Source organism: Sphingomonas olei (assembly GCF_045369765.1).
GTDB classification, from domain to species: domain Bacteria; phylum Pseudomonadota; class Alphaproteobacteria; order Sphingomonadales; family Sphingomonadaceae; genus Sphingomonas; species Sphingomonas panaciterrae.
Genome location: NZ_JBIQEU010000006.1, coordinates 115,851 through 140,682, shown reverse-complemented (window position 1 = coordinate 140,682; position 24,832 = coordinate 115,851). Strand labels below are relative to the sequence as shown.

The 24,832-nt window shown below is 67.4% G+C and carries 26 protein-coding genes and 1 tRNA gene; 21 read left to right on the top strand and 6 right to left on the bottom strand.

The genetic code is table 11. The features are described from left to right. The first annotated feature begins 45 nt into the window (after positions 1–45). From ACH0BU_RS09475 to ACH0BU_RS09460, 4 genes are all read left to right on the top strand, one after another. Positions 46–540, top strand: a complete 495-nt coding sequence (locus tag ACH0BU_RS09475) for a methylated-DNA--[protein]-cysteine S-methyltransferase (protein ID WP_500263989.1) — start codon at positions 46–48, stop codon at positions 538–540. A 73-nt stretch (positions 541–613) separates the two neighbouring features. Continuing rightward, a complete protein-coding gene (locus tag ACH0BU_RS09470; RefSeq protein ID WP_046409540.1) occupies positions 614–2,878 on the top strand; it encodes an NADP-dependent malic enzyme in 2,265 nt (754 codons plus the stop codon). Positions 2,879–3,051: 173 nt separating this feature from the next. Further along, on the top strand, positions 3,052–3,459 hold the full coding sequence (locus ACH0BU_RS09465; protein WP_046409539.1) for a hypothetical protein: 408 nt from the start codon (positions 3,052–3,054) through the stop codon (positions 3,457–3,459). A gap of 140 nt (positions 3,460–3,599) precedes the next feature. After that, positions 3,600–5,060, top strand: a complete 1,461-nt coding sequence (locus tag ACH0BU_RS09460; protein ID WP_046409537.1) for a flavin-containing monooxygenase — start codon at positions 3,600–3,602, stop codon at positions 5,058–5,060. A gap of 55 nt (positions 5,061–5,115) precedes the next feature. On the opposite strand, the gene murA is transcribed toward ACH0BU_RS09460, so the two are convergent. Next, positions 5,116–6,414, bottom strand: coding sequence for a UDP-N-acetylglucosamine 1-carboxyvinyltransferase (gene murA, locus ACH0BU_RS09455; RefSeq protein ID WP_500263988.1), 1,299 nt, complete (start codon positions 6,412–6,414; stop codon positions 5,116–5,118). A gap of 127 nt (positions 6,415–6,541) precedes the next feature. On the opposite strand from murA, the gene ACH0BU_RS09450 reads away from it, so the two are divergent. Next, positions 6,542–7,276 (top strand): Crp/Fnr family transcriptional regulator, encoded by a 735-nt coding sequence (locus ACH0BU_RS09450; protein ID WP_046409533.1) that lies wholly within the window; start codon positions 6,542–6,544, stop codon positions 7,274–7,276. An 18-nt stretch (positions 7,277–7,294) separates the two neighbouring features. On the opposite strand, the gene dprA is transcribed toward ACH0BU_RS09450, so the two are convergent. Both dprA and plsY read right to left on the bottom strand, forming a co-directional pair. Beyond that, positions 7,295–8,389 (bottom strand): DNA-processing protein DprA, encoded by a 1,095-nt coding sequence (gene dprA / locus ACH0BU_RS09445; RefSeq protein WP_500263987.1) that lies wholly within the window; start codon positions 8,387–8,389, stop codon positions 7,295–7,297. Continuing rightward, positions 8,382–8,993 carry a glycerol-3-phosphate 1-O-acyltransferase PlsY gene (gene plsY, locus ACH0BU_RS09440; RefSeq protein ID WP_082103004.1) on the bottom strand — a complete coding sequence of 204 codons (612 nt, stop codon included), beginning with the start codon at positions 8,991–8,993 and terminating at the stop codon, positions 8,382–8,384. Before plsY ends, dprA begins: the two co-directional genes overlap by 8 nt. 142 nt (positions 8,994–9,135) lie before the next feature. Between plsY and murI the strand changes: the two genes are divergently transcribed. The 8 genes from murI to ACH0BU_RS09400 all read left to right on the top strand — a co-directional run bounded on the left by murI (position 9,136) and on the right by ACH0BU_RS09400 (position 14,541). Next, entirely contained in the window at positions 9,136–9,924 is a 789-nt protein-coding gene (gene murI / locus ACH0BU_RS09435; protein ID WP_046409529.1) for a glutamate racemase, read from the top strand. 116 nt (positions 9,925–10,040) lie between these two features. Beyond that, positions 10,041–11,285 carry a 5-aminolevulinate synthase gene (gene hemA, locus ACH0BU_RS09430; RefSeq protein ID WP_145117624.1) on the top strand — a complete coding sequence of 415 codons (1,245 nt, stop codon included), beginning with the start codon at positions 10,041–10,043 and terminating at the stop codon, positions 11,283–11,285. 158 nt (positions 11,286–11,443) lie between these two features. Then, a complete protein-coding gene (locus tag ACH0BU_RS09425) occupies positions 11,444–12,313 on the top strand; it encodes a 3-hydroxyacyl-CoA dehydrogenase NAD-binding domain-containing protein (RefSeq protein WP_500263986.1) in 870 nt (289 codons plus the stop codon). Between the two features lie 183 nt (positions 12,314–12,496). After that, the gene (gene infA, locus ACH0BU_RS09420) at positions 12,497–12,742 is read left to right on the top strand and encodes a translation initiation factor IF-1 (protein ID WP_026325702.1); all 246 of its coding nucleotides are present in this window, start codon (positions 12,497–12,499) and stop codon (positions 12,740–12,742) included. Positions 12,743–12,773: 31 nt separating this feature from the next. Then, positions 12,774–13,349: a Maf family protein gene (locus ACH0BU_RS09415; RefSeq protein WP_046409522.1), complete on the top strand. Its 576-nt coding sequence runs from the start codon at positions 12,774–12,776 to the stop codon at positions 13,347–13,349. Then, positions 13,342–14,268 carry a ribonuclease gene (locus ACH0BU_RS09410; protein WP_500263985.1) on the top strand — a complete coding sequence of 309 codons (927 nt, stop codon included), beginning with the start codon at positions 13,342–13,344 and terminating at the stop codon, positions 14,266–14,268. The genes ACH0BU_RS09415 and ACH0BU_RS09410 overlap by 8 nt, the downstream gene beginning before the upstream one ends. Further along, complete coding sequence (locus ACH0BU_RS09405) at positions 14,265–14,435, top strand: DNA gyrase inhibitor YacG (protein ID WP_082103002.1); 171 nt, start codon at positions 14,265–14,267, stop codon at positions 14,433–14,435. The genes ACH0BU_RS09410 and ACH0BU_RS09405 overlap by 4 nt, the downstream gene beginning before the upstream one ends. Before the next feature lie 30 nt (positions 14,436–14,465). Beyond that, positions 14,466–14,541, top strand: a tRNA-Phe gene (locus ACH0BU_RS09400). Between the two features lie 279 nt (positions 14,542–14,820). Here the strand turns inward: ACH0BU_RS09400 and ctaD are convergent. Both ctaD and coxB read right to left on the bottom strand, forming a co-directional pair. After that, positions 14,821–16,500: a cytochrome c oxidase subunit I gene (ctaD, locus tag ACH0BU_RS09395; RefSeq protein WP_046409516.1), complete on the bottom strand. Its 1,680-nt coding sequence runs from the start codon at positions 16,498–16,500 to the stop codon at positions 14,821–14,823. A gap of 4 nt (positions 16,501–16,504) precedes the next feature. Further along, positions 16,505–17,665 (bottom strand): cytochrome c oxidase subunit II, encoded by a 1,161-nt coding sequence (gene coxB / locus ACH0BU_RS09390; protein ID WP_500263984.1) that lies wholly within the window; start codon positions 17,663–17,665, stop codon positions 16,505–16,507. Between the two features lie 194 nt (positions 17,666–17,859). Here coxB and pyrE point away from each other — a divergent pair, with 194 nt between their 5' ends. Genes pyrE through maiA form a run of 6 tightly spaced genes read left to right on the top strand, consistent with a single transcriptional unit; the run spans position 17,860 to position 22,212 of the window. After that, on the top strand, positions 17,860–18,444 hold the full coding sequence (gene pyrE, locus ACH0BU_RS09385; protein ID WP_136450889.1) for an orotate phosphoribosyltransferase: 585 nt from the start codon (positions 17,860–17,862) through the stop codon (positions 18,442–18,444). Beyond that, the gene (locus tag ACH0BU_RS09380; protein ID WP_136450890.1) at positions 18,441–19,169 is read left to right on the top strand and encodes a pyridoxine 5'-phosphate synthase; all 729 of its coding nucleotides are present in this window, start codon (positions 18,441–18,443) and stop codon (positions 19,167–19,169) included. Before pyrE ends, ACH0BU_RS09380 begins: the two co-directional genes overlap by 4 nt. Then, complete coding sequence (acpS, locus tag ACH0BU_RS09375) at positions 19,166–19,570, top strand: holo-ACP synthase (RefSeq protein WP_046409508.1); 405 nt, start codon at positions 19,166–19,168, stop codon at positions 19,568–19,570. The genes ACH0BU_RS09380 and acpS overlap by 4 nt, the downstream gene beginning before the upstream one ends. A 31-nt stretch (positions 19,571–19,601) precedes the next feature. Then, on the top strand, positions 19,602–20,519 hold the full coding sequence (gene lepB, locus ACH0BU_RS09370) for a signal peptidase I (protein ID WP_500263997.1): 918 nt from the start codon (positions 19,602–19,604) through the stop codon (positions 20,517–20,519). After that, positions 20,516–21,586 carry an AI-2E family transporter gene (locus ACH0BU_RS09365; protein WP_046409506.1) on the top strand — a complete coding sequence of 357 codons (1,071 nt, stop codon included), beginning with the start codon at positions 20,516–20,518 and terminating at the stop codon, positions 21,584–21,586. Before lepB ends, ACH0BU_RS09365 begins: the two co-directional genes overlap by 4 nt. Beyond that, on the top strand, positions 21,583–22,212 hold the full coding sequence (gene maiA / locus ACH0BU_RS09360; protein ID WP_046409504.1) for a maleylacetoacetate isomerase: 630 nt from the start codon (positions 21,583–21,585) through the stop codon (positions 22,210–22,212). Before ACH0BU_RS09365 ends, maiA begins: the two co-directional genes overlap by 4 nt. Here maiA and ACH0BU_RS09355 read toward each other — a convergent pair. After that, entirely contained in the window at positions 22,199–23,251 is a 1,053-nt protein-coding gene (locus ACH0BU_RS09355; protein WP_125945309.1) for a glycosyltransferase, read from the bottom strand. The genes maiA and ACH0BU_RS09355 overlap by 14 nt on opposite strands. A gap of 120 nt (positions 23,252–23,371) precedes the next feature. Between ACH0BU_RS09355 and ACH0BU_RS09350 the strand changes: the two genes are divergently transcribed. Continuing rightward, complete coding sequence (locus ACH0BU_RS09350; RefSeq protein ID WP_046409500.1) at positions 23,372–24,319, top strand: hypothetical protein; 948 nt, start codon at positions 23,372–23,374, stop codon at positions 24,317–24,319. Beyond that, positions 24,307–24,831, top strand: a complete 525-nt coding sequence (locus ACH0BU_RS09345) for a DUF2141 domain-containing protein (protein WP_500263983.1) — start codon at positions 24,307–24,309, stop codon at positions 24,829–24,831. Before ACH0BU_RS09350 ends, ACH0BU_RS09345 begins: the two co-directional genes overlap by 13 nt. Position 24,832: the final 1 nt, after the last annotated feature.

Here is a 24,832-nt window from a genome sequence, read left to right as displayed (position 1 = left end):
GCGCTCGTTCGGCCGCTATTAAGGGCCAGCCGAAGGAGCCGCGCCATGACCTTTGCGACCGCCACCATCCCCTCGCCGACCGGCGATCTGACGCTGATCACCAGCGACACCGGTCTCGCCGCGATCCTGTGGGATGACGATGCAGCGATGCAGGCGCGCTATTCGCCCCGCCGCGCGGATCCGGACCATCCCGTGATCGCCGCCACCATCCGCCAGCTGGACGAATATTTCGCCGGCACGCGCACCACCTTCGATCTGCCGCTCGATCCGGTCGGCACCGGGTTCCAGCGCGACGTGTGGCGCGCGCTCCTCACCATCCCTTATGGCGAGACGCGCAGCTACGCCGACATCGCCCGCGCGATCGGCCGCCCCACCGCCACTCGCGCGGTCGGCGCAGCGAACGGGCGCAACCCGATCCCCATCGTCACGCCCTGTCACCGCGTGATCGGCAGCAACGGCACGCTCACCGGCTTCGGCGACGGGCTGCCGAACAAGCAATTGCTGCTCGCGCTCGAACGCGGAGAAGCCGCGCTGCTTTGATCCCATTCCTGCGGTTTTCATCCTCCCGCCTTCGCCCTAAAGGTCCGGCTCGAAACCGTGGGCCGGGGGCGCAATGACCGACAAGACCAGCAACACCATCCAGTTCTCGGAGCGCGAGGCGCTGCTGTTCCACTCCGAAGGACGCCCCGGCAAGATCGAGATCATCGCGTCCAAGCCGATGGCGACGCAGCGCGACCTGTCGCTCGCTTATTCGCCCGGCGTCGCGGTACCGGTGCAGGCGATCGCCGACGACCCCGCCACCGCCTACGACTATACTGCCAAGGGCAATCTGGTCGCCGTTATCTCCAACGGCACCGCGATCCTGGGCATGGGCAACCTCGGCGCGCTCGCGTCAAAGCCGGTGATGGAAGGCAAGGCGGTGCTGTTCAAGCGCTTCGCCGATGTCGATTCGATCGACCTCGAGGTCGCGACCGAGGATGTCGACGCCTTCATCAACTGCGTCGCCCTGCTCGAGCCGTCGTTCGGCGGCATCAACCTTGAGGATATCAAGGCACCCGAATGCTTCATCATCGAGCAGACCCTTCGCGAACGCATGAACATTCCGGTGTTCCACGATGACCAGCACGGCACCGCGATCATCACCGCCGCCGGCCTCATCAACGCTTGCCTCCTGACCAAGCGGTCGCTGCGCGACGTCAAGATCGTCGTGAACGGCGCGGGCGCGGCCGCGATCGCCTGCACCGAGCTGATGAAGGCGATGGGCGTGCAGCATGACAATGTCATCATGTGCGATCGCACCGGCGTCATCTACCAGGGCCGCGAGGACGTGAACCAGTGGCAGTCGGCACACGCGGCCGTCACCGACCGCCGCACGCTGACCGAGGCGCTGCACGGCGCCGACGTGTTCCTGGGCCTTTCCGCCGCCGGCGCGCTGAAGCCGGAGATGGTGAAGGACATGGCGCCGGCGCCGATCATCTTCGCCATGGCCAATCCGGAGCCGGAGATCCGCCCCGAAGTGGCCAAGGAAGCGCGCCCGGACGCGATCATCGCCACCGGCCGGTCAGATTATCCCAACCAGGTCAACAATGTCCTGGGCTTCCCGTTCATCTTCCGCGGCGCGCTCGACGTGCGCGCCTCGGCGATCAACGATGCGATGAAGATCGCCGCAGCGCAGGCGATTGCGGAGCTGGCGCGTGAGCGGGTGCCGGAGGAAGTCGCCGCCGCGTACGGGGTGCAGCACGTCTTCGGTCCCGAATATATCATCCCGGCACCGTTCGATCCGCGCCTGATGGAGATCGTGCCCGCCGCCGTGGCGAAGGCAGCGATGGATTCGGGCGTCGCGACGCGCCCGATCCTCGACATGGAAGGCTATCGCCAGAGCCTGCGCGCGCGGCTCAACCCGACCACCTCGGTGCTCAGCCTCGCGTATGAGGGCGCCCGCGCGCATCCCAAGCGCGTGCTGTTCGCCGAGGGCGAGGAGGAAGTCGTGCTTCGCGCCGCCATCGCGTTCAAGGAAGGCGGTTATGGCACGCCGGTGCTGGTCGGTCGTGACGATGTGCCTGATCGACTGCGCGCGCTCGGCATCCGTAACCCCGAGGAATATGAGCTGCACAACAGCCGCATTTCGCCGCTGGTGCCGCAGATGGTCGACTTCCTCTATGCCCGCCTCCAGCGCCGCGGCTATCTGCGCCGCGATTGCGAGCGGATGATCAACCAGGATCGCAACATCTTCGGCGCGGTGCTGCTGCAGCTGGGCCATGCCGATGCGATGATCACCGGCATCACCCGCACCTGGGCGCAGTCGATGCGCGAAGTGCGCCGCGTGATCGATCCGGAGGCCGGCCGCACGCCGTTCGGCATCCACCTGATGGTCGGCCAGAGCCACACCGTCTTCATCGCCGACACGACGATGAACGAGCGGCCCACCGCCGAGCAGATGGCCGACATCGCGGAGCAGACCGCGGCGGTCGCCCGGCGCATGGGCCATGAGCCGCGCGTCGCGTTCCTCAGCTATTCAACCTTCGGCAATCCCAAGGGCACGTTCCTTGAGCGGATCCGCGATGCCGTGACCGAGCTCGACAAGCGCAACGTCGGCTTCGAATATGAGGGCGAGATGACGCCTGACGTAGCGCTCAACCCCAAGCAGATGGCAAATTACCCGTTCGCGCGCCTGTCCGGCCCCGCCAACGTGCTGATCATGCCGGGGCTGCAGACGGCGCACATCTCCGCCAAGCTGCTGCGCGAGCTGGGCGGCGACAGCGTGATCGGCCCGATGCTGATCGGGATGGAGAAGCCGGTGCAGATCGCGCCCATGACGTCGACCGCCAGCGATCTGATGACGCTGGCCGTACTGGCGGCGGGCGGGATCGCACGCTGATTCAGTGACATACCGGGCGGCGGGGGCGTTGAGGCCCCAGCCGCCCGGCCTAACCCCGATGCGAGTCCGGCACATCGCGGCAATGGCCTGGCTGCGCAAACTCGATATCGGTAGCGCAACCATTTTCCTGCTCCAGCCATTACCGCTTCATCCAAAACGGAACGGAGGAAGCGATGCGGAGTGTTGCGTTGGCCGCCATCGGCGCGGCGGTAATGGTAACTGGGTGTGTCAACGACAATGGTCCGCGTAGCGGCTGGGGCGGCGGCTACGGCGGCTATGACTATAACCGGCCCGATCCGGCCTACGGCGATTATGATGCGGCACGCTATTATCGCGACGACCGCCGCTATCGTGAGCGCCGCCTGGGCGCCAACGATCGCATCTACGCTGGCCGTGATGGTCGATACTATTGCCGTCGCGACGATGGCACGACCGGCCTGATCGTTGGCGGTATCGCCGGCGGCGTGCTCGGCACCGTGATCAAGCCCGGCGGCTCGGGCGTGCTGGGTGCGATCCTGGGCGGTGCGGGCGGCGCAGCGCTGGGCCAGGCGATCGACAAGGACAACGTCCGCTGCCGTTAAGATAGATGCTCGCCTGCCTGCCCGCATCGCGCGGTCAGGCGGGCGAGATCTAACGCGATCGACTTAAAACCTCTTCCCTCCCGCGGCAGGACGCGGCATCGTGCACGCAGAGCGGCAAAGACCGCGAGCGGAGAGAGTGGATGAGCAAGCGGATCGCGGTAATCGGTGCAGGCATGGGCGGCTTGTGCGCGGCCATCAAGGGTCGCGAGGCAGGCCATGACGTGACCGTGTTCGAACATGCCGACTCGGTTGGCGGTACCTGGCGCGCCAATCGCTATCCGGGCGTTGCCTGCGACGTACCGGCCATTCTCTACCAGTTCAGTTTCGCGCCCAATCCGAACTGGAGCCACAATTACGCGCGCGGTCCGGAAATCCACGATTATACGAAGAGCCTCGTCGACCAGTTCGGCCTAGCGGACGCATTGCGCCTCAACGAAGGGGTGACAAAGGCGGCCTGGAACGAGAGCGACGGCACCTGGACGATCGAAACGGAAAAGGGCGCGCGCGAAACCTTCGACGCGATCGTCCCTGCGCTCGGGCAGCTCAGCCGCCCCTGCTTTCCTGAAATCGCCGGCGTTCATGATTTCGCCGGGCCGAAATGGCACGCCGCCGAATGGGACGACAGCGTCGACCTGACGGGCAAGCGGGTCGGCGTGATCGGATCGGCCGCCAGCGCCGTGCAGCTCATCCCGGAGGTGGCCAAGATTGCCGGCCACCTCACCGTCTTCCAGCGCACGCCCAATTGGGTGGTGCCGCGCAACGACAGCCACGTCACGCCCGAGGTGAAGGCGCTGATGGCGACCAACCTCGAAATGGCCATGAAGCTCGGTGCGCAGCAGCGTGCGGCGATCTTCGACAATGCCGACACCTATTTCTGGCAGGCGTTCAAATGGACGCCGGAGGGGCGCGCCGCCTACACCCGCACCGCGCTCGACCATCTCGAGGCGCAGGTGCCCGATCCCGAACTGCGGGCAAAGCTGACGCCGGACTATCCGATCGGGTGCAAGCGAATCCTGATTACCGATGATTTCTATCCCGCCCTGATGCGCGACAACGTGACGTTGGAAACCGCCGGGATCGAGGCGATCGAGGCCAATGGCGTGCGCACCAGGGACGGCTTCCACGAACTCGACGTGCTGATCTTCGCCACCGGCTTCGAAACCACGCAATGGGACTGGTCCATGGACGTGGTCGGGGAGAATGGCGCGACGCTCAAGGAAACGTGGAAGGAAGGGCCTGAGGCCTATCTCGGCATCATGGTGTCGGGCTTCCCCAACATGTTCATGCTGTACGGCCCGAACACCAACCTGGGGCACAATTCGATCAGCTTCATGATCGAACAGCAGGTCGGCTACATGCTGAAGACGCTGGCGGCACTGGAGGCGGAAGAGGCCAAGGCGGCCGGCGTCACCCCCGATGGCCAGCGCCGCTTCAACGAGCGGATCACGCAATTGTTGTCCGCGACCGTCTGGTCGGACCCGCACTGCCGCAGTTGGTACAAGGCCGCCAACGGCCGCGTGTACCAGAATTGGGCCGGCGATTGCGCCAGCTACGCGGCCGAGACTGCGGAGCTTGACCGCGAGGCCGTCGCGCTGCGGTGATCGGGGAACAGCCCCTCCCCGTCAGGGGAGAGGCTGGAAGACATCAGCTCCCGTCTCAGCCGTCGCTGACGCGCTCGATATCCGCACCCACCGCCGACAGCTTTTCCTCCAGCCGCTCATAGCCGCGGTCGAGGTGATAGACGCGGTTGACCGAGGTCTCACCCTCGGCGGCGAGGCCAGCGAGGATCAGGCTCATCGATGCGCGAAGGTCGGTCGCCATTACCGGCGCGCCGACCAGCCGCTCGACGCCGCGCACCACGGCAGTCCGCCCGCTGACGGTGATGTCCGCGCCCATCCGCGCCAGTTCGGGCACGTGCATGTAGCGGTTCTCGAAGATCGTCTCGGTCAGCACGCTGGCACCGTCCGCCTTGCACAGCATCGCCATGAACTGCGCCTGCATATCGGTGGCGAAGCCCGGGAAGGGCGCGGTGGTCAGCGTCAGCGGCTGCAGCGGCCCCTGCGCCGTCACGCATACCGCATTCTTCTTCAGCTCGATCAGCACGCCCGCATCGGCGAGCGCGGTCAGCGTTGCACCCATGCTTTCGGCGTCGACGTTGACCAGTTCCAGGCTGCCGCCGGTGATCGCGGCCGCACACGCATAGCTGCCCGCCTCGATCCGGTCCGGCATCACGGCATAGGTGGCGCCGTGAAGCCGATCGACGCCCTCGATCTCCAGCGTCTCGGTGCCGATCCCCTCGATCTGCGCGCCCATCGCGACGAGGCAGCGGCACAGGTCGACGATCTCCGGCTCGCGCGCGGCATTCTCGATCCGCGAGCTGCCCTTGGCCGTCACCGCCGCCATCACGACATTCTCGGTCGCACCGACCGACACCACCGGGAAGCGATAGCGCCCGCCGCTCAGCCGGGCGCTGCCGGACGCCGTCTTGGGCGCGCGCGCGGCGACATAGCCGGCGCTCATCTCCAGCTCCGCGCCGATCGCCTCCAGCGCCTTCAGGTGAAGGTCGATCGGGCGATTGCCGATCGCGCAGCCGCCCGGCAGCGACACGCGCGCTTCGCCGGCCCGTGCCAGGATCGGCCCCAGCACAAGGATCGACGCGCGCATTTTTCGCACGATGTCATAGGGCGCCTCGGTAGAGGTCAGCTGCCCCGCACGGATCGTCATGACGCGGCCGAATTCCTCGGGCCGGGTCCCCTCGATCGCGGTGGAGGCGCCAAGCTGATTGAGCAAGTGGCCGAAGCCATCGACATCGGCTAGCCGCGGCAGATTCCGTAGCGTCAACGGCTGATCGGTCAGCAGCGCACAGGGCATGAGGGTGAGCGCTGCATTCTTCGCGCCGGAGATCGGCAGCTTGCCCGACAGGCGATTGCCACCGCGAATAAGGATACGGTCCATCGGCACGCATCTACCGAACGCAGGCGCGCTCGCCAAGCGACGGCCGCGTAACGATGTTGATCGACTTTAATGCAGCACCGGCCCCGAGGCGACTAGCGTTCTTTGTTCCCAAGGGGGCCCTCCACGCGTGCCAAGTAGCTGTTTTGCCGAACGTCTCGGTGACTTTGTCCCATTATCCACTGGCGAACGCTCAGCGCTTCTGCGTCTGGAGGAGCGTGAGCGCACGCTTCGCCGCGGCGCGACGCTGGTGCGGGAGAATGACCCGGCCGGGGAGCTGTTCATCCTGCGCAGCGGCATGATGATGAGCTATGTCATCCTGCCCGATGGCAGTCGTCAGATCCTGCGCTTCATTTTTCCCGGCGACGTCATCGCACTGCCTGCATTGGTGTTCTCACGCGTGCCGGAGACGGTGGGCGCGCTGGCGGACAGCGTGGTGTGCCCATTCGACCGGCCGTTGATGACTCAGCTTGCACTCGAACAGCCGCGGCTGTTCGCGGTCATCGTCGCCTTCGATCAGGCGGAACGGGCGATGCTGACCGATCGGATCGCCGCGCTCGGCCGCACGTCGGCCAAGGCGCGCGTTGCCTCGGTGCTGCTCGACGTACGCAATCGCCTGAGGCGGCTCGATCCTACGATCGACAACAGCTTCATCCTGGGGCTGACGCAGGAAGAGATTGGCGATGCGACCGGGCTGACTGCGGTGCACGTCAACCGCATGCTGCGCCAGTTGGAGGACGAGGCGTTGATCCGGCGCGATTCGGGCCGTGTGACGCTTCTCGATGAAGGACGGCTGGGGCGGTCGGCCAATTACACCGACCGGCTGGCGGGGCTCGATCTGTCGTGGCTGCCGCCCGCGGCCTGATCGACGCGGGCGCGCCGGTCACATCGTCAGGCTGATTCGCCCGCCGGCATGACGATCGAGCCGACCGGCGATCTCCAGTTCCAGAAGCACCATCTGCACCACCGCGGCCGGCACGCCGGATTGGCGGATCACCTCGTCCACCGGGGTCGGCACCGGGCCGAGCAGCGCGACCACGGCGCGGCGCGCCTGATCATCGGCGTCGGCGGGCGGCTGCGCCTCGAACGGCAGGGATGGCGCGCGGACGACGCGGGGATCGAACGGCCGAATCTGCTCCAGCACGTCGTGGGCGTTCTGGACCAGCGTGGCCCCGTCGCGAATCAGCAGATTGCACCCTTGCGCCCGTGGATCGAGCGGGCTGCCCGGCACCGCCATCACGTCGCGCCCTGCCTCGCCCGCCAGCCGCGCGGTGATCAGCGAGCCCGATTTGGGCGCCGCCTCCACCACCAACGTGCCCTGCGCCCAGCCGGCGATGATCCGGTTGCGGTGGGGAAAGTGGCGCGCGCGCGGCTCTGTGCCAACCGGCATTTCGGCGACGAGCAGCGCTTCCGCCGCGATCCGTTCCTGCAGCGCGGCGTTTTCGGGCGGGTAGGCGATGTCGATCCCGCCGGCGATGACCGCGACCGTGGCAGGGCCGGCGCCGACATGGGCGGCGGTGTCGATCCCGCGCGCCAGTCCTGACACGACCACCGCGCCCTCCGCGGCCAGATCATGCGCCAGACCGCGTGCGAAGCGACATGCCGCGGCCGAGGCGTTGCGGGCACCGACAATCGCGACGCTGTTGGCGGCAGGGTCAGGGAAATGCCCGCGGACCGTCAGCACCGCAGGCGCATCAGCCAAGGTGGCAAGCAGCGCCGGATAGTCGGGATCGTCATGGAACACGTGCCGCGCGCCAAGCCGCGCCACCGTCTCCATCTCGCGAGCGATCACGCGCGGATCGGCCGCGGTTCGCACCCGCCCACCGCCGCGGCGGGATAGCTCAGGCAGCGCCTCGATGGCGGCGCGCGCGGTGCCGAAGCGGCGCAGCAGCTGGCGGTAGGTGACCGGCCCGACGCCCGGCGTCCGGATCAGCCGAAGTCGGTCGGCACCATCGTCGCGCGGATCGGCGTCAGCCACCCTTGCGGCCGACCCGCGGCTCCGCCCCGTCGAGCAATCGCCCGATATTGTCACGATGCTTCCAGATCACGATCAGCGCGAGCGCGAGCAGCAGGGGGACCAGATCGAACCGGTCGAACACGGCGGCCGCCACCGGCGCGCTGGCCGCAGCGGCCATCCCCGCCACCGAGGAAATGCGCAGCGTCGCCAGCAAACCCAGCCAGACGATCGCATAGACCAAGGCCAGCGGCGGATGCAGCGCCAGCACGATGCCCATCAACGTCGCGACGCCCTTGCCGCCGCGAAAACGCAGCCACACGGGATAGCAATGGCCGACGAAAGCACCGGCCGCGGCGAGTTGTTCGTAGCCCGGTAGCAGCGCTGCGACGATCACCACCGCCGCCCAGCCTTTGGCAAGGTCGAGCAGCAGCGTGGCGGCGGCCAGCCCCTTGCGGCCGGTGCGCAGCACATTGGTCGCGCCGATATTGCCGGAGCCGATCTGCCTCAGGTCCCCAGCGCCGCTCGCCCGGGTGAGCAGAACGCCGAAGGGAATGGATCCCAGCAGATAGCCAATCACCAGCGCGAGAAGCGGTGGTCCCCAGATGATCTCGGTCGGCAGAGACATTTCCTCCGTTGCTCGTGACGTTAGCCGAACGAAACGGCTGTTACTACTAACATGCATTAATGCCGCCCTTTGGCGAGCATCGCGACAGGGCCGGCCGCGACTCGCGCTTTTCCCCCGCGCGTCGGATCCGTAAGAGGCGGGGATGAGCGATCCGCGCCCGATCCTGTTCTTCGATTCGGGTGTCGGCGGCCTGTCGATCGTCGCCCCCGCCCGCCGCGAACTGCCCGTCGCGCGCCTGATCTACGCCGCCGATTCGGCCGGTTTTCCCTATGGGGTGAAGCAGGAAGCCGAGATTGCCGGCCGCGTTCCGGCGCTGCTCGGCCGCCTTGCGGAGCGATATCGGCCTCGCTTGATCGTGATCGCGTGCAACACCGCCTCGACGATTGCGCTGGGCGCCGTGCGCACCGCGCTCGACGTGCCGATCGTCGGCACCGTGCCCGCGATCAAGCCGGCCGCGGCGATCAGCCGGACCCGCGTGATCGGCGTCCTTGGCACGGCGGCGACGGTGCGGCAGGCCTATGTCGACGACCTCGCCACCCGCTTCGCCAGCGACTGCCAGGTCATCCGCCACGGCTCGGCCGACCTGGTCACGCTGGCGGAGGCGAAGCTGCGCGGTGAGGCGGTGTCGCCCGACGCGGTGCGCGACGCGATCGCGCCGATGCTCGCCGCGCCCGGCGGCGACGCGATCGACACGATCGTGCTCGCCTGTACCCATTTCCCGCTGCTGAGCGAGGAACTGGCCGAGGCGGTCGGCCGGCCAGTCACCTTTGTCGATGGCGGCCCGGGCATTGGGCGGCGCATCGCCTATCTGACGCAGGGGCAGACGTTCGCCCGCGATCAGGCTGACCTCGCGGTCTTCACCGGCGATGTTGCGCCGGGGCTCGATCGGGCGCTGGCACGCTATGGTTTCGATCGCGTCGAGCGGCTCTGATTCCGCCACATGCCGGCGGGAACCGATGCCGCGGAGCCGAGTTAGCGACCCGGCCGATCACTGAAAAAGCCCGAATCCGCTGGAAACTGCGGGTTGGGGAGAGTAAGTGCGCCCGCATGTCCATCGACGCTCTTTCGGCCAAGCCGGTCGATTACACCCGCGCCTTTTCGCAGGCGATCGACCGTCTCCACGCCGAAGGCCGTTACCGCGTCTTCATCGATATCCTGCGCAACAAGGGCCATTATCCCAGCGCGCGGTGCTTCGCCGGCCACAATGGCCCGAAGCCGATCACCGTCTGGTGCTCCAACGATTATCTCGCGATGGGGCAGCACCCCAAGGTGATCGCGGCGATGGAAGAGGCGCTGCACGATGTCGGCGCGGGCTCCGGCGGCACGCGCAACATCGGTGGCAACACGCATTACCATGTCGACCTGGAGGCCGAGCTCGCCGACCTACACGGCAAGGAAGGCGCGCTGCTGTTCACGTCGGGCTATGTTTCCAACGAAGCGACGCTGGCGACGCTGGCCAAAGTGCTGCCGGGCTGCATCATCTATTCCGACGAACTGAATCACGCCTCGATGATCGCCGGCATCCGCAACGCGGGCTGCGAGAAGCGCGTGTTCCGCCACAATGACCTGGCGCATCTCGAGGAACTGCTCGCCGCCGACGATCCCGCGACGCCCAAGCTGATCGCGTTCGAGAGCGTCTATTCGATGGAGGGCGATGTCGCCCCGATCGCGGCGATCTGTGACCTCGCCGACAAGTATAATGCGCTCACCTATCTCGACGAAGTCCATGCCGTGGGCATGTACGGCGCGCGCGGCGGCGGCATTTCGGAGCGTGACGAGGTCGCGCACCGGCTGACCATCATCGAGGGCACGCTGGGCAAGGCGTTCGGCGTGATGGGCGGCTATATCGCCGCGGACAAGACGATCATCGACGTCATCCGCAGCTATGCGCCCGGCTTCATCTTCACCACCTCGCTCTCGCCCGTGCTGGTCGCCGGCGTGCTGGCGAGCGTGCGCCACCTCAAGAGCTCCTCGGTCGAGCGCGACGGCCAGCAGGCTGCGGCCGCACGGCTGAAGGCGATGATGACCGAGGCCGGCCTGCCGGTGATGATCGGCGACACGCATATCGTGCCGGTGATGGTCGGCGATCCGGTGAAGGCGAAGAAGATCAGCGACGTACTGCTGGCCGAATACGGCATCTACGTTCAGCCGATCAATTACCCGACCGTGCCGCGCGGCACCGAGCGGCTGCGCTTCACGCCGGGGCCTGCGCACAGCGAAGCAATGATGCAGGAACTGACCGACGCCTTGGTCGAGATCTGGGATCGCCTGGACCTGCGCAAGGCCGCCTGAGCGACAATCAAGACGGGGAGCGGCACGCTCCCCCTTCCGCTTCCTGACCGGGCTGCGGCGCACGTCGAACCGCGCCCGGCGTTGATTCCCGCTTCGACAAATCGTGTCGCGAGCGGCTAGAGCGCTCCCCTCGTGAGTTCGAACAAGGGAAGACAATCATGCAGGCAGTCGGCGTCATCGGCGCAGGGCAGATGGGCGCGGGGATCGCGCAGGTTTCCGCCCAGGCCGGCTATCGCGTCCTCCTGACCGACGTCGACAAGGCGCGCGCCGAGGCCGGCAAGGCCGGCATCGCGCGGCAACTCGATCGTGCGGTCGAGAAGGGTAAGATCGAGCCGCAGGCGCGCGAACAGGCGCTGGCGCGGATCGAGCCGATTGAGGGCGTGCAGGGCATGTCGTCGTGCGGCCTCATCATCGAGGCGGCGACCGAGCGCGAGGAAGTGAAGCGCGCGATCTTCGCCGAGGTCGGCACCGTGCTCGGCCATCAGGCGATCCTCGCTTCAAACACCTCGTCGATCCCGATCACGCGGCTGGCGCAGGCCTCGCCCGATCCCGCGCGCTTCATCGGCGTGCATTTCTTCAATCCGGTGCCGGTCATGGGCCTGATCGAGGTGATCCGCGGTCTCGCGACTGCCGACGAGACGGTCAAGACGGTCGAGACCTATGCCACCGCGCTGGGCAAGGCCGTGGTCCACGCCAATGATGCGCCGGGCTTCATCGTCAATCGAATCCTGATGCCGATGTTGAACGAGGCGTGCTTCGCGCTGGGCGAGGGCGTCGCCACGATCCGCGACATCGATCTTGCCTGCCAGCTCGGCCTGAACCACCCGATGGGGCCGCTCACGCTGGCCGACTTCATCGGCCTCGACACCTGCCTGGAAATCACCCGCGTGCTGTTCGAGTCGACCGGCGATCCCAAGTTCCGCCCGGCCCCCCTGCTGGTGAAATATGTCGAGGCCGGCTGGTACGGGAAGAAGACCAGGCGCGGCTTCTACGACTATAGCGGCGACACGCCCGTCCCGACGCGCTAGGCGCTGGCGTGCCGGTCGCCATCGACCGGCACCACCGCGGCAATTGCGCCACGGTGGTTGAAACATTCCCCGCCCAGCCACATTTTGGCTGCGTTGCCGCCTGCGCTTTCGCCGCGCGCCTTTTCTTTTGGCGTTGCTTCGGCTAAGCGCCCGCGCGCCCTTATCCGCAGAAAGATCGATTTTTTGGCGAAAGAAGAACTCCTCGAAATGCGCGGCCAGGTGGTCGAGCTCCTGCCCAACGCCATGTTCCGCGTCCGGCTGGAGAATGATCACGAGATCCTCGGCCATACGGCAGGCAAGATGCGCAAGAACCGCATCCGCGTGCTGGTGGGTGACGAAGTGCTCGTCGAGCTGACCCCTTATGATCTGACCAAGGGGCGCATCACCTACCGCTTCATGCCCGGCCGTGGCGGCCCCGGCCCGCAATAAGCGCGGCCTGTAACGTAACGGGGGTCGGCGCATGGCGGCCGATCTGATCCTTGCCTCCGCTTCGCCGCGGCGCCTCGCGCTGCTGGCGCAGATCGGCGTCGTGCCCGCGCGCGTGGTCGCGCCCGACGTCGACGAAACGCCGCTGAAGGCGGAACGCCCGCGCGACTATGTCCTGCGCGTCGCTGCCGCCAAGGCAGCCGCGGTGCCACGCCGCGACGGCGAGGTCGTGCTGGCCGCTGACACCAGCATCGCGGTCGGACCCCGCATCCTTGGCAAGCCCGCCGACGAGGACGATCTCGCGCGGATGCTGCGGCTCCTGTCGGGCCGGCGTCACCATTGCCTGTCCGCCGTGATCGTCGTCGACTGCGAGGGCACGATGCGCACGCGGCTCTCCGACACGATGGTCGCGTTCAAGCCGCTGACGGAGGCGGAGATCCGCAGCTATGTCGCGAGCGGAGAGGGGCTGGGCAAGGCAGGCGGCTATGCCATCCAGGGCCGCGCGGAGGCCTATGTGCGCCGCATCGACGGCTCCTATTCCGGTGTCGTCGGCCTGCCGCTATTCGAAACGCGCACGCTGCTGGCCACGGCCGGCGTGATCCTTGGCTGAGTGGCTATACGAAGCGGGGATCGGCGAGCAGCGCGCCGCCCTGATCGACGATGACGGCCATATTCTCCGCGCCCGCATCGCGTGCGACGATGCCGGCCCGCAACCCGGGCTGATCGCGCCCGCCCGCCTCATCGAACGCGACCTTGCCCGGCTCGACTCCGGCGAGGACATAGCGCTGGTCCGCCCCGCCGCTGGGGCGACGCTGGGTGCGGCGGTTCGGGTCGAGGTGACGCGCGGCGCCATCCCCGAGCCCGGCCGCCCCAAGCCGCCGCGGGGCCGGATCACCGATGCGGCCCCCTGCCCCGCCCCGACGCTGCTGGAGCGGCTACGCGACGCACCGGTCCGCACGTTGCGGGCGCACGAACCGGACGCGCTGGAGGCTGCGGGATGGTCCGAGGTGCTGGAGGAAGCGGTGACGGGCGACATCTCCTTCCCGGGCGGCATGCTGCGCTTCTGGCCGACGCCGGCAATGGCGCTGTTCGACGTCGATGGCGATCCGCCGCTCGACGCGCTGGCGGTGCGCGCCGCGACCGCGGTTGCCGCCGCGATCGAGCGGCTCGACATCGGCGGATCGATCGGGATCGACTTTCCGACGCTGGCGGGGCGTGAGGCGCGGCAGGCGGTGGCTGCGGCGATCGATTCGCTGCTCGCGCAGCCGTTCGAGCGTACCGCGGTCAACGGCTTCGGCTTTCTGCAGATCGTGCGGGGCCGGTCGCGGCCCTCGCTACCCGAATTACTTCGTGCGGACCCCGTCGGTGCCGCCGCACGGGCGGCGCTGCGCCAGATCGAGCGCACGCCAGCGTCGTCACCCAACCGCTTCCGCCTGCCGCCGGCGGTACGCGCGCGAATCCTTGCCCGCCCCGATTGGCTCGCCGCCCTGCTGCAACGCACCGGGCGCGTTCCCATATTCAACGAATGACCGACACCTGCCCCCTGTGCGCGCAGCCCAGCGACGCCGCCAATGCCCCGTTCTGCTCCCGCCGGTGCAAGGATCGCGACCTGCTGCAATGGCTGGGTGAAGGATATCGCATTCCCGGACGACAGATCGACCCGGATGGGCTGGACAGCGGCGCTTCAGCCGATTAGGGGGACCGCTCGCCGACGTTCTGTCGGTGTGCCCAGGTAGCTCAGTTGGTAGAGCATGCGACTGAAAATCGCAGTGTCGGCGGTTCGATCCCGTCCCTGGGCACCATCTTCTTCCTGACAGCGATGGTGACCCGGTAGCCGCAGCGTGATGCCTGCGGCGCGATGTGGCGTGCCGGCTGCCCCTCTTATCTCACGGCACATGTGGCGCGCTGCACGCGCGTCTGGCCCTTTCCTGCTGCCCTGGTCGTGGCTGGGCCCGTTCGTGCCCCACGTCGGCCTGCGCGTGCCGCCGACGGCAGCGCGCGCCACCCGGCCATTTCCCCAAACGAAAACGCCCCGCGAGTTTCCTCGCGGGGCGCTTCGTTGGTGCCGTGACGGCTGGGGATCAATGGTGCTTGCTGTCCTCGATCACCGGCAGAGTCTCGAACTGGTGGTACGGCGGCGGCGAGGACAGCGTCCACTCCAGCGTCGTCGCACCTTCACCCCAGGGGTTGTCGGGCGCCTTCTTGCCGGCCGCCAGCGACCAGATCAGGTTGATGAAGAAGATCACCATGCCCAGCGCCATGATCTCATAGCCGTGGGTCGCGATCTGGTTCCAATAGGCATAGGCGTCCGGATAATCCGGGTAGCGACGCGGCATGCCCTGCAGGCCCAGGAAGTGCATCGGGAAGAACAGGATGTTCACACCGACGAAGAACACCCAGAAGTGCAGCTGGCCGAGGAACTCGTTGTACATCTTCCCCGACATCTTGGGGAACCAGTAGTAGAAGCCCGCAAACAGCGCGAACACCGCGCCCAGCGACAGCACGTAGTGGAAGTGCGCCACCACGTAATAGGTGTCGTGCATGTAATCGTCGACGCCGCCGTTGGCGAGCACGACGCCCGTCACGCCGCCCACGGTGAACATGAAGATGAAGCCGATCGCCCAGACCATCGGGGTCTTGAAGGTGAGCGAGCCGCCCCACATCGTCGCGATCCACGAGAAGATCTTGATGCCGGTCGGCACCGCGATCACCATCGTCGCCGCGGTGAAGTACATCTTCGTGTTCACGCTGAGGCCGGTGGCGAACATGTGGTGCGCCCACACGACGAAGCCCACCACGCCGATCGCGACCATCGCATAGGCCATGCCGAGGTAGCCGAAGATCGGCTTGCGGCTGAACGTCGCGATGATGTGGCTGATGATGCCGAAGCCCGGCAGAATCATGATGTACACTTCGGGGTGACCGAAGAACCAGAACAGGTGCTGATAGAGCACCGGATCGCCGCCGCCGGCGGGATCGAAGAAGGTCGTGCCGAAGTTACGGTCGGTCAGCAGCATCGTGATCGCCGCGGCGAGAACCGGCAGCGACAGGAGCAGCAGGAACGCGGTGACCAGCACCGACCAGGCGAACAGCGGCATCTTGTGCAGCGTCATGCCCGGCGCGCGCATGTTGAAGATGGTGGTGATGAAGTTGATCGCACCCAGGATCGACGAGGCGCCCGACAGGTGCAGCGACAGGATCGCCATGTCGACCGACGGCCCCGGCTCACCATAAGTGGAAAGCGGCGCATAGACGGTCCAGCCGGTGCCCGCGCCCGCGCCGAAGAACGGCGAGGCAAGGAGCAGCATGAACGATGGGACCAGCAGCCAGAAGCTGATGTTGTTCATGCGCGGGAACGCCATGTCCGGCGCGCCGATCATGAGCGGGACGAACCAGTTGCCGAAGCCACCGATCATCGCCGGCATGACCATGAAGAACACCATGATCAGACCGTGGGCGGTGATCAGGACGTTCCACAGGTGAAGCGCGTCGTCGAACGTGCCAGGACCATGCAGCATGGCGAGCCATGTCGGCAGATACTGGATGCCCGGATCGCGCAGCTCGACGCGCATCAGGCCGGAAATCGCGCCGCCGATGATCCCCGCGAAGATCGCGAAGATCAGGTAGAGCGTGCCAATGTCCTTGTGGTTCGTCGACATGAACCAGCGCGCGAAGAACGACGGCTTGTGATCCGCGTCATGGTGGTGCGCGTGATCGTCATGCGCCTGGAAGGCGGATGGTTGAAGTGCGGTATCGGTCATGGTCTCAGCGTCCCGTGTCGCCGGTGCCGCCCGGATTGCCGGTGGCGCCCTGAGGCGAGGTGGCGGGTTCGGCCGTCGCGTTCTGCGTCGGGCCGGTCATCATGTCGGCGGTGTTCGCGTCAGCCGCGACGCTCGCCGAATTGTCGGCGCCCGGCTGCGGAATCTCGGCCGATGACGGCTGCGCCGCACCCGGCATCGAGCCACCCTTGGAACGGATCCACGCCGCGAACTGCGCCGGCGGGACGGCTTCGACCGCGATCGGCATGTACGCGTGGCGCGCGCCGCACAGTTCGGAGCACTGGCCGAAATAGACACCCGGCTTCTCGATGGTGAAGCTGGTTTCGTTGAGGCGGCCCGGCACGGCGTCCAGCTTGATCCAGAAGGCCGGGATCGCCCAGCTGTGGATCACGTCATTGGCCGTGGTGATGAGGCGGATCGGCACGCCGACCGGCAGGACGACGCGGTTGTCGGTGGCAAGCAGGCGGGGGCCGTCAGCGTCGGTGCGGAAGCGCTCGCCAGCGGCGACCTCGTCCTTTTCCTTCAGCATGTTGGCGGTGATTTCGACGCCGCCATGATCCGGATACTGATAGCTCCAATACCATTGGTTGCCGATCGCCTTCAGCGTCACCGCGCCCGCCGGGGCAGGCTTGTACTGGGCGGAGAGCAGACCGATCGAGGGCACCGCGATGGCCACCAGGATCAGCACCGGCGCCAGCGTCCACACGACTTCGATGATGGTGTTGTGGCTGGTCTTGGACGGGATCGGGTTGGCGGCCTGGCGGTAGCGGATCACCACCCACACCAGCAGCACCAGCACCAGCAGACAGATGATGACGATCAGCGGCAGCAGGATGTTGTTGTGGAAACCCATCGCGCGCTGACCGTTCTTGGTCACCTGCGGCTGGATCGACATCAGGCGATCGGTCGGCTGGCCGATGATCGGTTCCGACGACAATACCGGCGCGCCGTCGGCGGCAACTTGCGGCGCGGTGGGTGCCTGGTCAGGCGCCCGCTCTGCCGTGTTGGCCGAATTGCCGATCGTGCCCACTGCTGCGGGCGCGCTTGCGGCATTGCCCTCCGTTGCGGCCGGTTGGGCAGCCGCAGGCGCAAGGCCTGCCAGCGCGAGCCCAGCGGCCAGCATCCATCCCTTGAACGCGCTTCTCATCCGTGCGGTAACCTTACCTCTCCGGTGTGCGGCCAGCGCACCCCCTGCGCAGACCCTTAGACTCTGCCGCCTATACGGAGGGGTTTCGCGCGCCTCAAGCGCGCATGTGCCATTATTTGCCCACAGGGCGTTTCGCTTTGTTGCGCGGCGCCCGGCGCGACCTTATTCATCGGGACATTACGAAAGGGCGTAGAGTGACCGACGACGATGTGCTGGCCGAATTTCGCGCGGCGGACGCGCTTCTAGAGGGGCATTTCATCCTGTCATCGGGCCTGCGGTCGTCCCGCTACCTGCAATGTGCCCGCGTCCTGATGGACCCGCGCCGCGGTGCGCGCCTGGCCGAGGCGCTGGCCGCGCGCCTGCCCGCCGACCTGCGCGAGCGGATCACGGCGGTCGTCTCCCCGGCGATGGGCGGGGTGATCGCGGGGCACGAGATGGCCCGCGCGCTGGGCGTCGAGGCGATGTTCGTGGAACGCCCGACCGGCACCTTTGAGCTGCGCCGTGGATTCCGCCTGCGCGAGGGGCAGGAAGTGCTGATGATGGAGGACGTCGTCACCACCGGGCTGTCCTCCCGCGAGGCGATCAAGGCGATCGAGGCGGCAGGGGGCCGGGTCATCGCCGGCGCCGCGCTGGTCGATCGTTCGAACGGCGCTGCCGACATCGGCGTCCCGTTCTTCCCGCTGATCAAGCTGGAGGTACCGACCTACCAGCCGGATGAGGTTCCGCCCGAACTGGCAGCAATTCCGGCGATCAAGCCGGGGAGCCGGGCCGCCGCGTGAGCCAGAAGCTGCGCCTGGGGGTCAACATCGATCACGTCGCCACCGTGCGCAATGCGCGCGGCGGTACGTACCCCGATCCGGTGCGCGCCGCGCTGCTGGCGGCGGACGCGGGCGCGGACGGGATCACCGCTCACCTGCGCGAGGACCGGCGCCACATCACCGATGACGACATCGCGCGGCTGACCGAGCAACTGACCATCCCATTGAACCTGGAAATGGCGGCGACCGACGAAATGCTCGCCATCGCGCTGAAGCACCGGCCGCATGCGGTGTGCATCGTCCCCGAGAAGCGCGAGGAGCGGACGACCGAGGGCGGCATCGATGCCGCCGGGCTCCACGATCGCCTGCAGCCGATGGTGGCGGAACTCACCGCCGCTGGTTCGCGCGTGTCGCTGTTCATCGAGCCCGACGCGCGCCAGATCGATGCTGCGCTGCGCCTGGGTGCGCCCGTGGTGGAGCTTCACACCGGGCTTTATTGCGAGCTCGACGGGCCGGCCCGCGCCGAGGAGCTGCGCCGCCTGTCCGATGCCGCCGCGCTGGCCGCGAAGAACGGGATCGAGGTTCATGCCGGCCACGGCCTCACCTTCGACAATGTTGCGCCGGTCGCGGCGATCCCGCAGGTGGTGGAGCTCAACATCGGCCATTTCCTGATCGGCGAGGCGATCTTCATCGGCCTTGCGGACTCGATCCGCCGCATGCGCGCGGCGATGGACGTGGCGCGGTGATCATCGGGCTGGGATCCGATCTCTGCAACATCGAGCGGATCCGCAACTCGCTCGACCGCTTCGGCGAACGGTTCGAGAACCGCGTCTTCACCGATGTCGAGCGTGCCAAGGCGCGCCGCCGGCCATTCACCGTCGCGGGCACCTACGCCAAGCGATTTGCCGCCAAGGAGGCGTTTTCCAAGGCGGTCGGCACCGGTTTCAGCCGCGGCGTGTTCATGAAGGACATTGGCGTGGTCAACGCTCCATCGGGCGCGCCGACGCTGGCGCTGACCGGCGGCGCCAAGGCGCGGCTCGACGCGATGATTCCCCTCGGCCACCGCGCCGCCATCCACCTCACCCTGACCGACGATCATCCCTGGGCGCAGGCCTTTGTGATCATCGAGGCGATCCCGGACAAGTGATCCCCATCCTGTGAACGACCTGGCTGAAAAACTGCAGACGACCGAGCCGCCCGCCGACGACGCGCCGCGTCGCCACGCCAGCCGGTTCGACTGGTGGGGCGAGGCCAAGGGGATGTTCTGGCTGATCATCGCGGTGCTCGGCTTCCACAGCCTGCTCGCCAAGCCGTTCTACATCCCCAGCGAATCGATGCTGCCGGGACTGGAGGTCGGCGACCGCCTCGTCGTGTCCAAATATGCCTATGGCTGGTCGTTCGTGTCGCCGACGATCCCCAATCCGGCCGCGATCGTCGAGAACGTGGTGCTGCGGCGGCCGGTGGAGAGCTGGTCGGTGCAGCTCCCGGCGTGGCGCGGCCGCGTGTGGGGCAAGATGCCCGAGCGCGGCGACGTCGTCATCGTCACCCCGCCGGGCCAGACCAGCGACTATATCAAGCGCGTCATCGGCCTGCCGGGCGACACGCTGGAGGTGCGCGCGGGCACGGTGATCCTGAACGGCAAGCCGGTCGAGCGCGGCCCGATCCACTATCGCGACATGCCGGTGGACAAGAATGCGACCTGCGATCCCTGGCAATATCCCGGCGCGCGCATCACCCGCCCAGACGGCAAGATCGTCTGCCGCCTGCCGATCGTCACCGAGACGCTGCCCAACGGTCGCCGCTTCGACACGGTCGAGCTGGGCGTAAGCCCGGGTGACTATTATGGTCCGATCAAGATTCCGGCCGATCACGTCTTCCTGATGGGCGACAACCGCGATCGCTCCGCCGACAGCCGTTTTGCGCTGGGTGGCAGTGAAAAGGGCCTCGGGGGTCCGGTGCCGTGGGAGAATATCGGCGGTCGTGCCGAATTCATCACCTTCTCCGTCGATGGATCGGCAACCATTAACCCGCTGACATGGTTTGGATCGCTGCGCAGCGGCCGTGCCGGCACTTCGCTGCGACCGGAGGGCGAGTGAGCGAGGGGCAGGTCAGGCTGGTCGAAGGTGCCAGCCCGAATGAAGTGCGCAATCCCGAGACACGCCGGGAAATAAGACGAGCGGCAGTATGGCTGGGCATGGCATCGGCGATTGCGCTCGTCGTGCTGCTGGTGCAGCCGCTGCTCATCATCTTCGCCGGGCTGGTCTTTGCCTCGCTGCTGGACGGCGGGGTACGCCTGCTGGGCCGGGTTCTTCCCATCGGCCGGGCGTGGCGCCTGCTCATCGTCTGCCTGCTGACCGTCGTGTTCCTGGTCGGCACCTTTGTCCTCACCGGCGTGCAGGTGGCCGAGCAGGTGAACGAGCTGCGCACCACGCTGGAGGCGCAGGCGATCAGGCTCACCAGCTTCCTCTCCGAACAGGGGCTGATGCCGGGCGCGTCCGATTTCAGCGGCCTCGCGCGCGAGGCGATGAGCTCCGTCGGGCGGCTGACCTCCTGGGTTGGCACCGCGGTGGGCGCGCTCACCACCTTGTTCATGATCGTCGTGATCGGCCTGTTCATCGCGATGGACCCGCGCGTGTACGAACGTGGGCTGCAGTGGATGATCCCGCAGGATCAGCGCGAGGAATTCGCCATCACCACCGAACGGATGGGCGACACGCTGCGCCGCCTGTTATTCGGCCGCATCCTCGGCATGATCGCGGAGGGCGTGCTGACCTGGCTCGCGCTGATGCTGGGCGGCGTGCCGATGGCGATGATCCTTGGCATCCTGACCGGTATCCTCGCCTTCATCCCCAATATCGGCGCCTTCATCTCGGGCGCGCTGATGATCGCGGTGGGCTTTTCCGCCGGGGTCGACACCGGGCTGTGGGCGATCGGCACCTATGTGATCGTGCAGACGTTCGACGGCTATGTGCTGATCCCGATGGTGGCGAAGCGCACCGTCGACATGCCGCCGGCGCTGACGCTGGGCGCGCAGATCCTCGCCAGCGCGCTGTTCGGCATTCTCGGCCTTGCGCTTGCCGATCCGATGACCGCGATGATCAAGGCGGCGATGGAGCGTCGCAGCGAAACGGTGCGCGACGATGACGAGGCGCCAGAAGCATGAAGATCGTCCTGCACGATTACTGGCGCTCGTCCGCCGCCTATCGCGTGCGGATCTGCCTCAACCTGAAGGGCGTTCGGCACGACAGCGTGCCGGTGAACCTGGTGGCGGGGGAGCAGGCAGCGCCGGCGAACCGCGCGCTCAACCCGCAGGGGCTGGTCCCGACCCTGGTCGTCGATGGGCGGCCGCTGGTGCAGAGCCTCGCCATCGTCGACTGGCTGGACGCGAACTTCGACGATCCCCCGATGGTGTCGAAGGATCCGTTCGTGCGCGCCGGTCAGCTCGCCCGCGCGCTGGTGATCGCGGCGGATATCCACCCGATCGACAATCTGCGCGTGCTGAAGCGGCTGGAATCGCAATTCGGCGCCGATCAGCCGGCCAAGGATTCATGGTACCGCCACTGGGTGGCCGAGGGGCTGGCCGCGCTCGAGCAGATGGCCGGCGATGGCCCTTTCCTGGGCGGCGACAGCCCGGACATTTCCGACATCTGCCTGGTGCCGCAATTGTACAATGCGCGCCGGTTCGAGATGGATCTGACGCCTTATCCCCGGCTGTGCGCCGCCGAGGCAGCCAATCTGGCGCTGCCCGCGGTGCAGGCTGCCGCGCCGGAGCGGGTCAAGCCGGCATGAGCGAATCGAACAGCGCGAGGTAGCGCGCCGCCGAATCGCTGCCCGGCGGCGTGACCGGCGCGGGGCGCGGCGCGACCATCCAATGGTCGAGTGCCGCGACCAACGCTGCCGGATCCTCGCGCGGCACCACCGCACCCCAGGCCGGGTCGGCGATGATCTCCGCCACGGCGGGCGATGAATCCGTCGATACCACCGGCGCTCCCATCGACAGCGCTTCACGCAGCACGCCCGGCGAGCCTTCGAAATCGGACGTCAGCGCGAGGAGCGCCGCGCCGGCCATGGCGGGCAGCGGATCGGCTACATGGCCGGGGAGGATCAGGTCGACGCCAAGCGCGCGCGCCTGCGCCATCAGCGCGTCGCGTCCCTCCCCTTCGCCCAGGATGACCAGCGGCACCCGCTCGCGCATCGCGGCGATCGCCGACACGAGCTGGTCCCACCGTTTCTGCGGCGCGAGTCGGCCGACGCCGAGCACATAGCGCGGCGGCAGATTGAGTTGGGGGGCACCCGCGATCGGCCGCGCCGGCGGGTTGGGGATGATCGGCACCGATGATGGCGTCAGCCGCATCGCCGCCGCCGTTTCCGCCGCACTCGCCGGGGTCATCGCCACCACCCGGTCAAGGAATCGCGGGTGCTGCCGCAGCCACAGCGCATGGGCGAGGCCGGTCACGGCGCCATGATCGGGGCGGGCGAGCGCATTGGAAACCTTGCCGACGATTGGCGGCGTCGCCGCGCCCAGCCGCCAGCGGGTCCAGGCCGCGACGCCGGTATAATGGCTGCCGGGGCAGAAGATCACGTCGGGGCGCGTCGCGCGCACATGGCGCGGCAGCGACAGCAAGGCGCGGTATGCGGGCGAATCGAGCAACAGGACATCGGCGCCTCCGGGAAGCTCGCGTGCCAGCGGCCCCTCCTTGCTTCCGATCACCAGCGTGACGCGTCGCCCCAGCGCAATCCACTCGCCAGCCAGCCGCAACAACGCCCGTTCCACCCCGCCGCCACGAAGCGTCTGGGCGTAGCTGAGGATGTGTTCGGCGCTGCTCATCTTGTATCCTGCTACCTCCCGCCCAGATTTCCGCCGAAAAGAAACCACATTCCCCCGGCATCTGCCCGAACCATTCCGCGGGGGCGTTATGCGGAATGCGTGCAAAGGAAGTTCAACGTTTTGACCGCGAAAGCCACCAGCGTGCCGGCGGGCGTGATCGACAGCGATCTGCCCGACATCGCCGCTCTGGAACCGACCCGGACGCTGAAGCGTCGCTGGCCCACCATCCTTGGCGGCGTGCTGAGCGTTGCCATGGTGGTGATGCTCGGTCGTGAGCTGCTGGATTCCGGGCTGGCCGGGCTCAGCCGCGCCACGCCCACCTCCCCCTGGTTCTACGTCGCCTTCCTTGCGCTCTACATGACGGCGCCGACCGGGGATTTCATCATCTTTCGCCGGCTGTGGCGGATTCCCGCCGCCGGCTTTGTCGCGCTCCACAAGAAGCGGATCGCGAACGACGTGGTGCTCGGCTATTCGGGCGAGGCCTATTTCTACGCCTGGGCGCGGGCGCGCGCTCGGCTGGTGGCGGCGCCGTTCGGCGCGGTGAAGGACGTATCGCTGCTGTCGGCCATTGCCGGCAATGCCGCGACGATCCTCTTGTGCGCGCTGGCGCTGCCGGTCGGCTATCAGCTGATGCCGGCGACCGTGCTGCACGCCATCGTCGGTTCCGCGATCATCACCCTGGGCATCAGCCTTGCCCTGCTGCTGTTTTCCAAGCGCGTCTTCTCGCTGCCGCGCCGCGACCTGTGGTTCATCTTCCTCGTCCATTGCGCGCGAATCGCGGTCAGCTCGCTGCTGCTGGCGCTGGCGTGGCATTTCGCGATGCCCGACGTTCCCCTGTGGATGTGGCTGTTCCTGTCGGCCGCGCGGCTGCTGGTGTCACGATTGCCGCTGGTGCCCAACAAGGACCTGCTGTTCGCCAGCTTCGCGATCCTACTGATTGGCCAGGATCAGGCGCTCAGCGAGATGATCGCCTTCGTCTCGGCGCTGACGCTGGGCGTGCATGTGATTTTGATGGCGGCGTTTGCGGCTGTCGCCGGATGGAAGGGACTGAAGCTATGGCGCGCATGATCCTCGCCGCGGCTGCGCTCGCCGCCGCCTCCATGCCGCTGGCGGCGCAGGCGCGCGTGCTCGGCAATGACGCGGCCTCCTGTGTCCAGCGCGACGGGTCGGCGATCGAGGTCACGATCCAGGGGCTGAAGGATCGCACCGGATCGCTGAAGCTGGAGCTGTACCCCGCGACCGAGGAGGATTTCCTCAAGGACGACCGCGACCTGATCAAGGAGGGCAAGTTCTTCCGCCGGGTACGCGTGCCGACACCGTCCGCCGACCCGATCACCCTGTGCATCAAGGCGCCGGCGCCGGGCCGCTATGCGCTGTTCGTGACGCACGACCGCGACGGCAAGAACAAGTTCAACGTCTGGACCGACGGCGCCGGCGTGCCATCGAACGAGCGGCTCGGCCGATCGAAGCCCAAGCTGTCGCAGGCGATCGTCACCGTGCCGCGCGGCGTCGCGCGAGTCACCGTGCGCGCGCAATATCTGCGCGGCGTCATCCCCAGCTTCGGCCCGGTGGGGCGCTGAT

Bases quoted from the DNA above. Each gene is read 5' to 3' on its own strand.
- ACH0BU_RS09475 (WP_500263989.1), top strand. From the start codon at position 46: ATGACCTTTGCGACCGCCACCATCCCCTCGCCGACCGGCGATCTGACG.
- ACH0BU_RS09470 (WP_046409540.1), top strand. From the start codon at position 614: ATGACCGACAAGACCAGCAACACCATCCAGTTCTCGGAGCGCGAGGCG.
- ACH0BU_RS09465 (WP_046409539.1), top strand. From the start codon at position 3,052: ATGCGGAGTGTTGCGTTGGCCGCCATCGGCGCGGCGGTAATGGTAACT.
- ACH0BU_RS09460 (WP_046409537.1), top strand. From the start codon at position 3,600: ATGAGCAAGCGGATCGCGGTAATCGGTGCAGGCATGGGCGGCTTGTGC.
- murA (WP_500263988.1), bottom strand. From the start codon at position 6,414: ATGGACCGTATCCTTATTCGCGGTGGCAATCGCCTGTCGGGCAAGCTG.
- plsY (WP_082103004.1), bottom strand. From the start codon at position 8,993: ATGTCTCTGCCGACCGAGATCATCTGGGGACCACCGCTTCTCGCGCTG.
- murI (WP_046409529.1), top strand. From the start codon at position 9,136: ATGAGCGATCCGCGCCCGATCCTGTTCTTCGATTCGGGTGTCGGCGGC.
- hemA (WP_145117624.1), top strand. From the start codon at position 10,041: ATGTCCATCGACGCTCTTTCGGCCAAGCCGGTCGATTACACCCGCGCC.
- ACH0BU_RS09425 (WP_500263986.1), top strand. From the start codon at position 11,444: ATGCAGGCAGTCGGCGTCATCGGCGCAGGGCAGATGGGCGCGGGGATC.
- ACH0BU_RS09415 (WP_046409522.1), top strand. From the start codon at position 12,774: ATGGCGGCCGATCTGATCCTTGCCTCCGCTTCGCCGCGGCGCCTCGCG.
- ACH0BU_RS09405 (WP_082103002.1), top strand. From the start codon at position 14,265: ATGACCGACACCTGCCCCCTGTGCGCGCAGCCCAGCGACGCCGCCAAT.
- ctaD (WP_046409516.1), bottom strand. From the start codon at position 16,500: ATGACCGATACCGCACTTCAACCATCCGCCTTCCAGGCGCATGACGAT.
- coxB (WP_500263984.1), bottom strand. From the start codon at position 17,665: ATGAGAAGCGCGTTCAAGGGATGGATGCTGGCCGCTGGGCTCGCGCTG.
- maiA (WP_046409504.1), top strand. From the start codon at position 21,583: ATGAAGATCGTCCTGCACGATTACTGGCGCTCGTCCGCCGCCTATCGC.
- ACH0BU_RS09355 (WP_125945309.1), bottom strand. From the start codon at position 23,251: ATGAGCAGCGCCGAACACATCCTCAGCTACGCCCAGACGCTTCGTGGC.
- ACH0BU_RS09345 (WP_500263983.1), top strand. From the start codon at position 24,307: ATGGCGCGCATGATCCTCGCCGCGGCTGCGCTCGCCGCCGCCTCCATG.